Source organism: Serratia sp. CY32780 (genome assembly GCF_052169135.1).
In the GTDB taxonomy this organism is placed as follows: Bacteria; Pseudomonadota; Gammaproteobacteria; order Enterobacterales; family Enterobacteriaceae; genus Serratia; species Serratia sarumanii.
Window position 1 is genome coordinate 140,908 of the sequence record NZ_JBJNLI010000003.1, and the last position, 13,300, is coordinate 154,207.

A 13,300-nucleotide genomic window follows, 5' to 3' on the forward strand; every position below is an offset into this window, starting at 1 on the left:
CAGGAAAAAACCCCGCTCTGCGGGGTTTTTTTATGCCTGATCGTTGAGGATGGTTTGATTGAGCTTCCAGTCGGCCAGCGCCTGCTGGCGACGGCGTTTGAGCTCGTCGCGGATCGCGGTGCCCTGCAGCCCGCTGGCTACCACTTCTTTAATAGATACCGCGTTCGCCACCTGATACGCCTGGCGCAGATAGTCGCCCTGCGGATAAGGATTCTCCTCAAAGCCGGTGCGGCCGCGCGCATCCGCTTCGCTGGTCAGGATCATCTGCTCCAGCCGTTGCGGTTTGCGCCAGACGTCGATGGCGTCGAACAGCTTCAGCAGGGTTTCCGGCCGCAGCTTGTTCACGGTGTGGATCAAATCATGGTACTCGGCCACCAGCTTGCTCAAATCCCGTACCGGGTTGGGCACCCGCAGCCGCTGGCACAGCGCTTCGACCAGCCGCACGCCCGCCGGGCCGTGGCCGTGGTGATGCGGCCAGAACTCTTTCGGCGTCAACCCTTTGCCGAGATCGTGGCACAGAGTGGCGAAGCGCACGTCCACCTCCGGCGTGAGGCGGGCGGCAATCGCCAGCGCCATCAGCGTGTGTACGCCGGTGTCGATCTCCGGGTGCCATTTGGCGGGAGCCGGCACGCCGAACAGTGCGTCGATTTCCGGGAACAGCACCGCCAGCGCACCGCAATCGCGCAGCACCTGAAAATAGACCTGCGGGCTCTGGCTTTGCAGCGCCTTTTCGGTTTCCTTCCAGACGCGTTCGGCGGTCAGCGCGGCCAGTTCACCGCTGTGCGCCATCTGGCGCATCAGGGCGAGCGTTTCGTCGGCGATGCGAAAACCCAGATGGGCGAAGCGGGCATTGAATCGCGCCACGCGCAGTACGCGCAGCGGATCTTCGCCGAACGCGTCGGAAACGTGGCGCAGCACGCGCGCCTGCAGATCGGCCACGCCGCCGTAAGGATCAATCAGCTCTCCTTCGGCGGAGCGGGCGATGGCGTTGATGGTCAGATCGCGCCGCAGCAGATCTTCTTCCAGCGTCACGTCCGGCGCGGCATAGCAGGTAAAACCGGTGTACCCCTGGCCGGATTTGCGCTCGGTGCGCGCCAGCGCGTACTCCTCGTGGGAGTCGGGGTTGAGGAACACCGGAAAATCTTTACCGACCTGCTGGTAGCCCAACGCCAGCAGCTCTGCCGGCGTGGCGCCCACCACCACCCAATCATGATCGACCACCGGAATATTGAGCAGGCTGTCGCGAACGGCGCCGCCGACCAGATAAATCTGCACTGTTGACTCCTGAATATCGTGTAAGGCTCTGTCTATCAGATTACATGAATTGGCCGCGGGATGTCGGCGCCAATGAAAAGGGCGCCCGCAGGCGCCCATACTCAAACTGAACGATACTGAGATCAGTTCATCCAGCGGTTGTTGTTCTTGCGGCGCGGGATCAGGTGCGGCAACAGCAGGCCCAGCAGCAAACCGACGCCAGCGACGCCGCCGCCGTACATGAACCACTGCAGGATAATGGTGCGCTGCTTGTCGTCGAGCTGCAGGTTAACGGCGTTGACCTTCTTCTGCGCGACCACCAGCTGGTTTTTCAGATCCTGGTTTTCCTTCTGCAGGCTGCTGATGGTGCTGTCGCTGCCCGCGACTTTTTCCTGCATTTCCGAGGTACGCTGGTTCCAGGTGTTGTCGATGTTGGCCAGCTTGTCGGTCAGGGTTTTCACCTGCTGTTCCAGCTCGGGCACGCGGGTGCGCAGGCTTGGCGTCTGGCTGAGCTGGTCGAGCGGGATCCAGGTGGTGCGGCCTTTCGGATCGCGGATCTGGCCGTAGTTGGTGCTGTCGTTGACGCTCAGCAGGGTCACTTCTTCACCGGCGTTGAGAGTGCCGACAATACGGTACTGATTACCTGGGCCGCTATGGACGTAAGTGCTTAACTCATCGGAGATATAGCGTTTATCTTCGGCATGTGCGGCCCAAGTGATGCTGAAGCTCAGCGCGGCAAGGCAAATCAGGCGTAATTTCTGCATTAGTTCATCGTTTCTGGGTGAATTTATGGAACGATAGTAGAGGGTTCAGTCTGACGACGCAACGCCAAAACCGGAATGAGAACTATCTTACTGTGGCTGATTCTGTGAGTTGCGCAGCGTTTTATAACGTAACAGGTTTTTTCTACAGTTAGCAGGGTTAAGGCGCCGGGAATCGCGGTAAGATAACGGCAACTGTGCGTCAGTGGGCAGCATCCGGCGGGCCGAACGCGCCGCGCTGAAACCGACGTGAATGCATAACTTATTGGTGTTAAAGAATTATGACCGTTGAAATTGAACTGAAATTCATCGCCGCGCCGCAAGCGGTGGCCGCTCTGCCACACTGGCTCGCCGCCTGGCCGCATCAGCATTCCGCGCCGCAAAAACTGACCAACATTTACTTCGAAACGGCCGACAACTTCCTGCGCCGTCACGACATGGGGCTGCGCATTCGCGGTTTCGACGATCGCTATGAGATGACCATCAAAACCGCCGGTAAAGTGGTGGGCGGCCTGCACCAGCGCCCGGAATACAATGTCGCTATCGCCGAGCCGCAGCTGGCGCTGGCGCAGTTTCCTGCCGACATCTGGCCGCAGGACTGCGATATCGCAGCGTTGCAGCAGGCGTTGCAACCGCTGTTCCGTACCGATTTCGTGCGTGAGAAGTGGGTGGTTACTTACGGCCAAAGCGAGATAGAGATTGGCCTGGATCAGGGCGAGGTGCGCGCCGGTGACCAGAGCGAAGCCCTGAGCGAGATCGAGCTGGAGCTGCTGAAAGGCAATACCGCCGATCTGCTGGCGTTGGCCGGTGAGCTGGCGGCGCACGACGGGCTGCGCCAGGGCAGCCTGAGCAAGGCGGCGCGCGGTTACCACCTGGCGCAGGGCAATCCGCCGCGTGAGGTGCGCCCGCTGCGGGTGCTGAAGCCGGCGGCGAAGGCGACCGTCGAACAGGGGATGATCGCCGCCTTCGAGCTGGCGCTGAGCCACTGGCAGTACCATGAAGAGCTGTGGCTGCGCGGCGACGCGCAGGCGCGCGCTTCGGTGATTGAGGTGGTCGGCACGATCCGCCAGGCGCTGGTGATCTTCGGCGGCCTGGTGCCGCGCAAGGCCAGCGCCGATCTGCGCGCCCGCCTGACCGAGCTCGAGCCGCTGTTGGCGGACAAAGCCGCGCAACCAGAGAGCCTGTGCTACAGCGCGGCCTACCTGCAATGTAAGTTGGCGCTCACATCATGGCTGGTGAGCGGCGCCTGGCGGCCGTTTATTGACGCCAAAGGGCAGGCCAAGCTGGACGGTTCTTTCAAACGCTTCAGCGACATCATGCTGGGGCGCAGCGGCGCGGAGTTGAAAGAGGCCTTCAGCCGTACGCTGAACGAAGATGAATATCAGGAACAATTGCCGCGCCTGACGCGTCAGATTTCGGCGCTGGTCCTGCTGTCGGGCGCTTACCCCGACGAGCAGACCGGGCCTTACATCGAGGCCTGGCGCGAACTGCAGGCGGCGCTGAGCGAGCGCCGTCAGGGCTGGTATGAAGCCAGCCGCAAACAGGCCTTATCGCATGCGCCATTCTGGTTAAACGGCGCGCTTCGTTAATCAAGCCGGCCCGCCAGCCGTGGGCCGCAGAACGGGTCATACACTATGTCGCCACTTTCAGCCGCGTTACAGGCTCAGGCACAGCAGGTTGTGCAGCGTTTTCAGGAAGTTCACGGCGCGGACAGCGCCTTTAGCGAGCAGGAGCAGTGGGTGCTGGCGTCGAGCGACTTCGTCAGCGACGCACTGCTCGCCCAGCCGGCCTGGCTGGCGACGCTGCGCGAACAGCCGCCGGCGCCCGGTGAGTGGCAACACTATGCCGCCTGGCTGCAGGACGAGCTGGAAGAGGTGCGCGATGAGGCGCAACTGATGCGCACGCTGCGTCTGTTTCGCCGTGAAACGCTGGTGCGCATTGCCTGGGCGCAGGCGCAGGGGCTGTGTTCGACCGAAGAAACGCTACTGCAGCTGAGCGGGCTGGCGGAGACGCTGATCGTCAGCGCGCGCGACTGGCTGTACCAAACCTGTTGCCGCGAGTGGGGCACGCCGTGCAACGCCGCCGGTGAACCGCAGCCGCTGCTGATCCTCGGCATGGGCAAGCTGGGCGGCGGCGAGCTGAATTTCTCGTCGGATATCGATCTGATCTTCGCCTACCCGGAAAACGGCCAGACCCAGGGCGGGCGGCGCGAGCTGGACAATGCCCAGTTCTTCACCCGCCTGGGCCAGCGGCTGATCAAGGCGCTGGATCAGCAGACCATCGACGGCTTCGTCTATCGCGTCGACATGCGGCTGCGGCCGTTCGGCGACAGCGGCCCATTGGTGATGAGCTTCGCGGCGCTGGAAGACTACTATCAGGAGCAGGGGCGCGACTGGGAGCGCTATGCGATGGTGAAGGCGCGCCTGATGGGCGGCGCGGAAGACGCCTACAGCCAGGAGCTGCGCAAAACGCTGCGGCCGTTCGTGTTCCGCCGCTATATCGATTTCAGCGTCATCCAGTCTTTGCGCAACATGAAGGGCATGATCGCCCGTGAAGTGCGGCGGCGCGGCCTGAAGGACAACATCAAGCTGGGCGCCGGCGGCATTCGCGAAATCGAATTCATCACCCAGGTATTTCAGCTGATCCGCGGCGGCCGTGAGCCGGCGCTGCAGGGGCGTTCGCTGCTGCCGACGCTGCAGGCGGTGGGTGAGCTGGGGCTGCTGGAGGCCGAGCAGGTGCGGGCGCTGAGCGCCGCCTACCTGTTCCTGCGGCGGCTGGAGAATCTGCTGCAGGCGATCGGCGATCAGCAAACCCAGACGCTGCCGCAGGATGCGCTCGACCAGGCGCGGCTGGCCTACGGCATGGGGCTGGCGGATTGGCCGGCGCTGATGGCGACGCTGGAGGTGCACATGCAGGCGGTGCGGGCGGTGTTCGACGATCTGATCGGCGACGATAGCCCGGATATCGGCGAAGATCCCGACTACCAGCACTATCACAGCCTGTGGCAGGACGCGCTGGAGGAAAACGAGCTGGCGCCGCTGACGCCGCACCTGGACGAAGAGGGGCGCCGACAGATGCTGCGCACCATCGCCGATTTCCGCCATGATGTCGACAAGCGCACCATCGGCCCGCGCGGCCGCGACGTGCTCGATCAGCTGATGCCGCGCCTGCTGGCGGAGGTGTGCCCGCGCCAGGACGCGCCGACCGCGCTGGTGCGGCTAGCGCAGCTGCTGCTCAGCATCGTCACCCGCACCACTTACCTCGAGCTGCTGGTGGAGTACCACGCGGCGCTCAGCCATCTGATCCGTCTGTGCGCCGCTTCGCCGATGGTTGCCAACCAGCTGTCGCGCTACCCGCTGTTGCTGGACGAACTGCTGGATCCGGCCACGCTGTATCAGCCGGTGGCGCTGGACGCCTACCGCAGCGAGCTGCGCCAGTACCTGCTGCGGGTGCCGGAAGACGACGAAGAGCAAAAGCTGGAGGCGCTGCGCCAGTTCAAACAGGCGCAGCAGCTGCGCATCGCCGCAGCGGATATCGCTGGCGCGCTGCCGGTGATGAAAGTGAGCGACCACCTGACTTATCTGGCGGAGGCGATCATCGACGCGGTGGTGCAACAGGCCTGGAGCGACATGGTGGCGCGCTACGGCCAGCCGACCCATCTGCAGGAGCGCGAAGGGCGCGGCTTTGCGGTGATCGGCTACGGCAAGCTGGGCGGCTGGGAGCTGGGTTACAGTTCCGATCTCGATCTGGTGTTCCTGCTGGATTGCCCGCCGGAGGTGATGACCGACGGCGATCGCTGCATCGACGGCCGCCAGTTCTACCTGCGGCTGGCGCAGCGGGTGATGCATCTGTTCAGCACCCGCACTTCCTCCGGCATTCTGTATGAGGTGGACGCGCGTCTGCGGCCTTCCGGCGCCGCGGGGATGCTGGTCAGCACCGTCGAGGCGTTCGCCGATTACCAGCAAAACGAAGCCTGGACCTGGGAGCATCAGGCTCTGGTGCGCGCGCGCATCGTGCACGGCGACCCGGCGCTGCACCAGCAGTTCGACGCGATTCGGCGCGAAATCCTGTGCAAAACGCGTGATGCGGAGACCCTGAAGCGCGAAGTGCGCGAGATGCGCGAAAAGATGCGCAACCATCTCGGCAACAAGCAGCGCGATCTGTTTGATATCAAAACCGATGAGGGCGGCATTACCGACATCGAATTTATCGCCCAATATCTGGTCTTACGCTATGCGCCGGATGAACCGCGGCTGACGCGTTGGTCAGACAACGTGCGCATCTTCGAGCTGATGGCCAATTACGACATCATGCCGGAAGAGGAGGCGCGCGCGCTGACCCAGGCCTATGTCACCATGCGCGACGAGATCCACCATCTGGCGCTGCAGGAGCATTCCGGCAAGGTCGGCAGCGAGCTGTTCACCGCCGAGCGCGAGCAGGTGCGCGCCAGCTGGGCCAAATGGCTGGATTAATACCTTTTTGCGGGTATTCCGGCGGTCTGTGGTAATATCTGCGCCACTAAAATTTTGTTCTTTTTTGGAGTTATCGGATGAAAGTTACGCTGCCTGATTTTCGCCGCGCCGGTGTGCTGGTGGTCGGTGACGTCATGTTGGATCGCTATTGGTATGGGCCGACCAGCCGCATTTCACCGGAAGCCCCGGTGCCGGTGGTCAAGGTCGACACCATCGAAGAGCGTCCCGGCGGCGCGGCTAACGTGGCGATGAACATCGCTTCGCTGGGCGCCAATTCCCGCCTGGTGGGCCTGACCGGCATCGACGATGCGGCGCGGGCGCTGAGCGCCAAGCTGAATGAAGTCAACGTGCGCTGCGACTTCGTCTCGGTGCCGACCCATCCGACCATCACCAAGCTGCGCGTGCTGTCGCGCAACCAGCAACTGATCCGTCTCGACTTCGAAGAAGGCTTCTCCAACGTCGATCCGCAGCCGATGCTGGAGCGCATTCAGCAGGCGCTGCCGCAGATCGGCGCGCTGGTGCTGTCCGATTACGCCAAGGGCGCGCTCAGCCAGGTGCAGGGCATGATCCAACTGGCGCGCGCCGCCAAGGTGCCGGTGCTGATCGATCCAAAAGGCTCTGACTTCGAACGCTATCGCGGCGCGACGCTGCTGACGCCGAACCTGTCCGAGTTCGAAGCGGTGGTGGGCCACTGCAAGGATGAGGCGGAACTGGTGGAACGCGGCATGAAGCTGGTGGCGGATTTTGAGCTGTCGGCGCTGTTGGTCACCCGTTCCGAACACGGCATGACGCTGCTGCAGCCAGGCGTTGAGCCGCTGCACCTGCCGACCCAGGCGCAGGAAGTGTTCGATGTGACCGGCGCGGGCGACACCGTGATCGGCGTATTGGCCGCTTCGCTGGCCGCCGGCAATTCGCTGGAAGAGTCCTGCTTCCTGGCCAACGCCGCCGCCGGCGTGGTGGTGGGCAAGCTCGGTACCTCTACCGTGTCGCCCATCGAGCTGGAAAACGCGGTGCGCGGCCGGGCCGAAACCGGCTTTGGCGTGATGACCGAAGCGCAGTTGAAAACCGCTGTTGCTCAGGCGCGTCAGCGCGGCGAGAAAGTGGTGATGACCAACGGCATTTTCGACATTCTGCACGCCGGCCACGTCTCCTATCTGGCCAACGCCCGCAAGCTGGGCGACCGCCTGATCGTGGCGGTGAACAGCGACGCCTCGACCAAACGGCTGAAAGGGGAAAAACGCCCGGTCAACGCGCTGGAGAATCGCATGATCGTGCTGGGCGCGCTGGAAGCGGTGGATTGGGTGGTGCCGTTCGAAGAGGACACGCCGCAGCGCTTGATCGCCGACATTCTGCCGGATCTGCTGGTGAAAGGCGGCGATTACAAACCGGAAGAGATTGCCGGCAGTGCGGAAGTGTGGGCCAACGGCGGCGATGTCAAAGTGCTGAACTTTGAAGACGGGCTGTCGACCACCAACATCATCAAAGCGATTAAAGACGGGCGCGGCTAACGCCGAGCGACCTAAAGAACAAGGGCGCGCGGTTCAGGTGCGCGCCCTTGGCGGGAATTTATTCGTCTTCCTGCTTGGCGGCCGGTGCCGCGCTCAGTTTGCTTTCCAGCTCGTCCATGCGCTGTTCCAACAGCGCCAGCTTCTCGCGGGTGCGCAACAGCACCTGAGTCTGTACGTCGAACTCTTCGCGGTTAACCAAATCCAGGCGGGTCAGCTGCGACTGCAGGACCTGACGGATTTTTTTCTCAACGTCTTCCCCGAATTCACGAACGCCTTTAGGCATGGACTCATGAACCTGGCGTGCGATTTGTTCGATTTTTTTCGGGTCAATCATGGCGTATCCCTTTCAGAGTTTAATTGCTGCCGCTTAGTGTAATGCGAGTTGCCCGCCGGATAAACACCATTAAGCGCATTCGCCGCGCGTGGCCGAATTGTGCTTTTGCCAATTGCCCTGTCTACCCATTAGCGTTATAGTCATCCTGCTTATTCTCAGGGCGGGGTGAAAGTCCCCACCGGCGGTAAATCACCTTCTACGGTGAAAGCCCGCGAGCGCTCAGCCAGCCTGTAAAGGCCGGTTAGAGGTCAGCAGATCCGGTGCAATTCCGGGGCCGACGGTTATAGTCCGGATGGGAGAGAGTAACGGTATCTGCCGGGCTTGCGCCCGCTTGCGTTATTTTTTTAGCTATTGCTAGCTACTCCTCAAGATCGCCCTGGTTCTGGTAATCCATAATTTTTAATGAGGTTTTTTACCATGAATCAGACGCTACTTTCAGACTTCGGCACGCCGACAGAACGCGTTGAACGCGCGATTGACGCACTGCGCAACGGGCGCGGCGTAATGGTGCTCGATGATGAAAACCGTGAAAACGAAGGTGACATGATCTTCGCCGCGGAAACCATGACCGTTGAGCAGATGGCGCTGACCATTCGCCACGGCAGCGGTATCGTGTGCCTGTGCATCACCGAAGAACGCCGTCAGCAGCTTGAGCTGCCGATGATGGTGACCAACAACTCCAGCCAGTTCCAGACCGCCTTCACCGTGACCATCGAAGCGGCGCAGGGCGTGACCACCGGGGTTTCCGCTTCCGATCGCCTGACCACCATCCGTGCGGCGGTGGCAGACAGCGCCAAGCCGAGCGACCTGAACCGTCCGGGCCACGTGTTCCCGCTGCGCGCGCAGCCGGGCGGCGTGCTGAGCCGTCGCGGCCACACCGAAGCGACCATCGATCTGGTTTCCATGGCCGGTTTCAAACCTGCCGGCGTGCTGTGTGAACTGACCAACGACGATGGCAGCATGGCGCACGCGCCGGAAGTGATCGCCTTCGCCAAACAGCACGACATGGTGGTGCTGACCATCGAGGATCTGGTGGCCTACCGCCAGGCGCACGAGAAAAAGGCCAGCTGATAGCCGGTCGCTTTCAACGATAAAAAAAGCCGCGTAACGCGGCTTTTTTGTGGCTATCGTTCTGACAGGCGTTCGCCGATGCGGCTGGCGTAATTCATCACGTGGAAGGTGTAGTTCTCTTCCACCGTACCCTGGAACAGATGGGCCCAGGGGCCGATGGCGTAGATGCCGAGATCTTCCCCGCCGTGGGTCTCGCTTTTCAGCGGCACCAGCGCCGGCTGAATAAAGTCGGGCGCGGTGGCCTGTTCCATGGTCAATGTCGGGCGTTCGGTCAGCGGGATCGTGCCGCCGGGGCCATTGGCGAAGCCGACGGTGGTGTAAGGCTTGCCGTCGCTGCCCAGCCGCGGTTTGCCGTCGACGCCGACGGAAATGCCGAGGATAGGATTACCCCGCTTGGCATAGCCGGCGATGGTCAACGTGTGGCTGTGATCGCCGGTCACGATCACCAGGGTTTCGTCCAGGTTGACCTTGTTGACGATGGTTTTCACCGCCTCGTTCAGGGCGACCGCGTCGCTCAGCGTACGGTAGGCGTTACCGTTGTGGCTACCGTGATCGATGCGTCCGCCCTCCACCAACAGCAGGTAGCCTTCGGGATTCCTGGCCAGAATATCGATGGCCTTGCCGGTCATTTCTGCCAGCGAAGGCTCTCCCGCCGCGTCTTGCCGCCGATCGTGCTCGAAGTTCATGTGCGACGGCTCGAACAGGGCCAGCAGATGATCGACCTTACCCGGTTCGATTTTGTCGAACTGCGCCTGATTCCAGACGTATTGCCCGCGCTCGCCATAGCGTTGCAGCCAGGCCTGCGTCAGATCGCGGCCATCCTTTCTGGCGCCTTTCTTGCCGGGGTATTCCGGATCGCTCACGCTGTCGGGCAGGAAGTTGGTGCGCCCGCCGCCCATCGCCACGTTAAGGCCGTTGCCATACTTCATTTCCACCAGCTGGCGCGCGATATCGCGGCAGCCTGCGGCCAGAGCCGCTGCCGGCATTTTGGCGTCGGATTCCCAATCGCGGTTGGCGATATGGGCATAGGTCGCGCCCGGCGTGGCGTGGGTAATGGTGGCGGTCGTCACGGCGCCGGTGGCCATGCCGAGCGTTGCGGCCATCTCCCACAGCGTGGTGACAGTCTTGGTTTGCTGATCCTCGCAATTGTTGAGGGTGGCCGTATGGTTGAGGCCCATCAGATCGTTGATGGTTTTGACGCCGGTGGTCATCGCCACCGCGCTGGGCGCGGAGTCGGTGATTTGGGCATCGGCGGAGTAGGTTTTGGCCGCCGCCAGATAGGGGAAGGCCTCCCAGGCCAGCACGTTGGATTCGCCGTCCACGCCGCGCTGCTGCCCTTCAAAAATGCGGGCGGCGGTCACGGTGGAAAACCCCATGCCGTCGCCGACCACCAGAATGACGTTTTTGGCGCGGTTGGTGTTTGGCGTCTGTTTCAACCGCTGTTGCAGCTGAGCTTGCGCCTGAAGGAAGTAAGGATCTTCGCGCTGCGTCAGCTGCGCGTTGTCCGCCGCGCCGGCGGTGGCCGTCCAGCCGGTGAGCAAGGATATGGAAAGCGCCAGGCGGGTTGCCAGTGTGAGTCTGAACATGAATTCCTCCTTGGTGAGACGTAATTCCCATCGCGCGGCGGGGTTGCCTGCTACCCGTCGGCAGAGGAGGAGTGTATAGATCGTGTTAACAAAAAATACATAAATTATTCACAAATTAGATCTGTGTGGCAGTAATGTCATGGCATTCACTGATCTTATTAATCTATTGAAATATATTAATTTTTTATCTTTCTGTCTGCCGGCGCATTCCTCCGCTTTTAATTCAAATTTATTGAATATCTTCATCACGGTTATCCGGCTGTGTTGGCGCGGCAAAGCGCGTAATGTAGCGGCATAGCACAATTTGAACTAAGGATCTCCCTATGAACACCTCTCGTATGCCGGCACTGTTTCTTGGCCACGGTAGCCCGATGAACGTGCTGGAAGACAACCGCTACACCCGGGCATGGCGTGCGTTGGGTGAGTCATTGCCGCGCCCGAAGGCGATCGTGGCGGTTTCCGCGCATTGGTATACCCGCGGCACCGCGGTCACCGCGATGGAAAAACCCAAAACCATTCACGACTTCGGCGGGTTCCCGCAGGCGCTGTTTGATACCCGTTATCCGGCGCCGGGCTCTCCCGCGTTGGCTGCGCAGCTGCAACAAATGCTGGCGCCGGTGCCGGTGACGGCCGATCTCGGCGAGTGGGGGTTGGATCACGGAACCTGGGGCGTCTTGATCAAGATGTATCCCAATGCTGACATCCCGGTGGTGCAGCTCAGCGTCGACGGCACGCAGCCGGCGGCCTATCACTATGAGCTGGGGCGCAAACTGGCGGCGCTGCGCGATGAGGGGGTGATGATCGTCGCCAGCGGCAACGTGGTGCACAACCTGCGCATGGTGAAATGGCAGGGCGATACCAGCGCCTACCCGTGGGCGGAATCGTTCAATAACTTTGTCCGGGATAACCTGCGTTATCGGGGCGATAACCATCCGCTGGTGGATTTCATGCGCCATGAGGGGGCAGCGCTGTCGAATCCGACGCCGGAACACTATCTGCCGTTGCTGTACGTGCTTGGCGGCTGGGATGGCAAAGAGGCCATCAGCGTGCCGATCGACGGTATCGAAATGGGAGCGCTGAGCATGCTGTCGGTGCAGGTGGGCTAAAGAAAAAACGCCAGTCAGAGACTGGCGTTTTGGTCTCGGCGGGGCTATCAGCCGAGGATGGTGTGCGGATAGAAGCGCGACAGATCCTGCGTGATCAGTTCGCGATCTTCGCGCAGGCCAATGCCGCAAGGTTGATCGTTCACCAGCCAACTGCCGATCAGCGTGTAGCTGTCTTCGAACTTCGGCAGCGGATGGAACTGCTGCACGATCATGCCCTCTTCGCCGTATGGCCCATCGACGCGCGCCACTTCCTGACCGTTTTCGACGATCTGAATGTTCGCGCCTTCGCGTGAGAACAGCGGCTTGGTGACGTAATGATCCATCGGCGGATGATCGTCTTGCGCGAAATAAGCCGGCAACAGATTCGGGTGGTTCGGGAACATTTCCCACAGCAGCGGCAGCAGCGCTTTGTTGGAGATGATGCTCTTCCAGGCCGGCTCCAGCCAGCGCACGCCGGCGTCTTCCAGCTTGGTGGAGAACATCTCGCGCAGCATGAATTCCCACGGGTAGAGCTTGAACAGGTTGCCGATCACCTGATCCTGCAGATCGGTAAACTGGCCTTTCTCGCCGAGGCCAATCTCTTCCATGAACAGGAACTCGGTCGGCAGACCGGCTTCCTGCGCGCAGTCCTGCAGATATTGCACCGTGCCGCGATCTTCTTCGCTGTCCTGGCAGCACGCCAGGTGCAACAGGCCGAAGCCGTGATGCGCTTTCAGCTCGGCGAAACGCTCGATCAGCTTCTCCTGCAGGCTGTTGTACTGATCCGATTCCGGATCCAACTTGCCGGCGTTGATCTGGTCTTCCAGCCACAGCCACTGGAAGAAGGCCGCCTCATACAGCGAGGTTGGCGTATCGGCGTTGTTCTCCAGCAGCTTCGGCGGGTTGACACCGTCGTAGGCCAGATCGAGACGCGAATACAGCGACGGCTGATTGGTGCGCCACGAACTGCGCACGAACTCCCAAGTGTGTTTCGGGATGCAGAACTTGGCCATCAGCTCGTCGCTGCCGACCACTTTTTCCACCACCTGCAGACACATCTGGTGCAGCTCGGCGGTGGCGCTTTCGATCTCTTCAATCTGCGCCAGCGTGAACTGGTAATAGGCGTCTTCACACCAGTACGGCTCGCCGTACATGGTGTGGAAACGGAAACCGAACTCGGTTGCTTTTTCACGCCAGTCCGGGCGCTCGGTAATAGCAATACGTTTCAT

Annotated in this window: 10 protein-coding genes and 1 riboswitch; of the genes, 5 read left to right on the forward strand and 5 right to left on the reverse strand. The window is 61.5% G+C overall.

The genetic code is table 11. The features are described from left to right. Nucleotides 1-30: 30 nt before the first annotated feature. Nucleotides 31-1,275, reverse strand: coding sequence for a multifunctional CCA addition/repair protein (locus ACJ8HH_RS16970; protein WP_033649056.1), 1,245 nt, complete (start codon nucleotides 1,273-1,275; stop codon nucleotides 31-33). Nucleotides 1,276-1,397: 122 nt separating this feature from the next. Further along, nucleotides 1,398-2,018, reverse strand: coding sequence for a TIGR04211 family SH3 domain-containing protein (locus tag ACJ8HH_RS16975; RefSeq protein ID WP_019453078.1), 621 nt, complete (start codon nucleotides 2,016-2,018; stop codon nucleotides 1,398-1,400). Nucleotides 2,019-2,296: 278 nt separating this feature from the next. On the opposite strand from ACJ8HH_RS16975, the gene ACJ8HH_RS16980 reads away from it, so the two are divergent. The 3 genes from ACJ8HH_RS16980 to hldE all read left to right on the forward strand — a co-directional run bounded on the left by ACJ8HH_RS16980 (nucleotide 2,297) and on the right by hldE (nucleotide 7,995). Next, nucleotides 2,297-3,604, forward strand: coding sequence for a CYTH domain-containing protein (locus ACJ8HH_RS16980; RefSeq protein WP_060451960.1), 1,308 nt, complete (start codon nucleotides 2,297-2,299; stop codon nucleotides 3,602-3,604). A gap of 45 nt (nucleotides 3,605-3,649) precedes the next feature. Beyond that, on the forward strand, nucleotides 3,650-6,487 hold the full coding sequence (gene glnE, locus ACJ8HH_RS16985; protein WP_060451961.1) for a bifunctional [glutamate--ammonia ligase]-adenylyl-L-tyrosine phosphorylase/[glutamate--ammonia-ligase] adenylyltransferase: 2,838 nt from the start codon (nucleotides 3,650-3,652) through the stop codon (nucleotides 6,485-6,487). Nucleotides 6,488-6,564: 77 nt separating this feature from the next. Continuing rightward, nucleotides 6,565-7,995, forward strand: coding sequence for a bifunctional D-glycero-beta-D-manno-heptose-7-phosphate kinase/D-glycero-beta-D-manno-heptose 1-phosphate adenylyltransferase HldE (gene hldE, locus ACJ8HH_RS16990; protein ID WP_033649059.1), 1,431 nt, complete (start codon nucleotides 6,565-6,567; stop codon nucleotides 7,993-7,995). A gap of 58 nt (nucleotides 7,996-8,053) precedes the next feature. Here the strand turns inward: hldE and ubiK are convergent, their stop codons facing one another. Further along, a complete protein-coding gene (gene ubiK / locus ACJ8HH_RS16995; protein WP_060426763.1) occupies nucleotides 8,054-8,329 on the reverse strand; it encodes a ubiquinone biosynthesis accessory factor UbiK in 276 nt (91 codons plus the stop codon). Nucleotides 8,330-8,476: 147 nt separating this feature from the next. Beyond that, nucleotides 8,477-8,637: riboswitch (FMN riboswitch) on the forward strand. Between the two features lie 109 nt (nucleotides 8,638-8,746). Here ubiK and ribB point away from each other — a divergent pair. After that, on the forward strand, nucleotides 8,747-9,400 hold the full coding sequence (gene ribB / locus ACJ8HH_RS17000; protein WP_033636071.1) for a 3,4-dihydroxy-2-butanone-4-phosphate synthase: 654 nt from the start codon (nucleotides 8,747-8,749) through the stop codon (nucleotides 9,398-9,400). A gap of 53 nt (nucleotides 9,401-9,453) precedes the next feature. Here ribB and ACJ8HH_RS17005 read toward each other — a convergent pair whose 3' ends face one another. After that, entirely contained in the window at nucleotides 9,454-10,986 is a 1,533-nt protein-coding gene (locus ACJ8HH_RS17005) for an alkaline phosphatase (RefSeq protein ID WP_060426761.1), read from the reverse strand. Between the two features lie 323 nt (nucleotides 10,987-11,309). Here ACJ8HH_RS17005 and ygiD point away from each other — a divergent pair, with 323 nt between their 5' ends. Beyond that, nucleotides 11,310-12,092 carry a 4,5-DOPA dioxygenase extradiol gene (ygiD, locus tag ACJ8HH_RS17010; RefSeq protein WP_033636069.1) on the forward strand — a complete coding sequence of 261 codons (783 nt, stop codon included), beginning with the start codon at nucleotides 11,310-11,312 and terminating at the stop codon, nucleotides 12,090-12,092. Between the two features lie 47 nt (nucleotides 12,093-12,139). Here the strand turns inward: ygiD and ACJ8HH_RS17015 are convergent, their stop codons facing one another. Then, on the reverse strand, nucleotides 12,140-13,300 hold the full coding sequence (locus ACJ8HH_RS17015) for a glutathionylspermidine synthase family protein (protein ID WP_033649062.1): 1,161 nt from the start codon (nucleotides 13,298-13,300) through the stop codon (nucleotides 12,140-12,142).

Bases quoted from the DNA above. Each gene is read 5' to 3' on its own strand.
- ribB (WP_033636071.1), top strand. From the start codon at position 8,747: ATGAATCAGACGCTACTTTCAGACTTCGGCACGCCGACAGAACGCGTT.
- ygiD (WP_033636069.1), top strand. From the start codon at position 11,310: ATGAACACCTCTCGTATGCCGGCACTGTTTCTTGGCCACGGTAGCCCG.
- ubiK (WP_060426763.1), bottom strand. From the start codon at position 8,329: ATGATTGACCCGAAAAAAATCGAACAAATCGCACGCCAGGTTCATGAG.
- ACJ8HH_RS16975 (WP_019453078.1), bottom strand. From the start codon at position 2,018: ATGCAGAAATTACGCCTGATTTGCCTTGCCGCGCTGAGCTTCAGCATC.
- ACJ8HH_RS17005 (WP_060426761.1), bottom strand. From the start codon at position 10,986: ATGTTCAGACTCACACTGGCAACCCGCCTGGCGCTTTCCATATCCTTG.
- glnE (WP_060451961.1), top strand. From the start codon at position 3,650: ATGTCGCCACTTTCAGCCGCGTTACAGGCTCAGGCACAGCAGGTTGTG.
- hldE (WP_033649059.1), top strand. From the start codon at position 6,565: ATGAAAGTTACGCTGCCTGATTTTCGCCGCGCCGGTGTGCTGGTGGTC.
- ACJ8HH_RS17015 (WP_033649062.1), bottom strand. From the start codon at position 13,300: ATGAAACGTATTGCTATTACCGAGCGCCCGGACTGGCGTGAAAAAGCA.
- ACJ8HH_RS16980 (WP_060451960.1), top strand. From the start codon at position 2,297: ATGACCGTTGAAATTGAACTGAAATTCATCGCCGCGCCGCAAGCGGTG.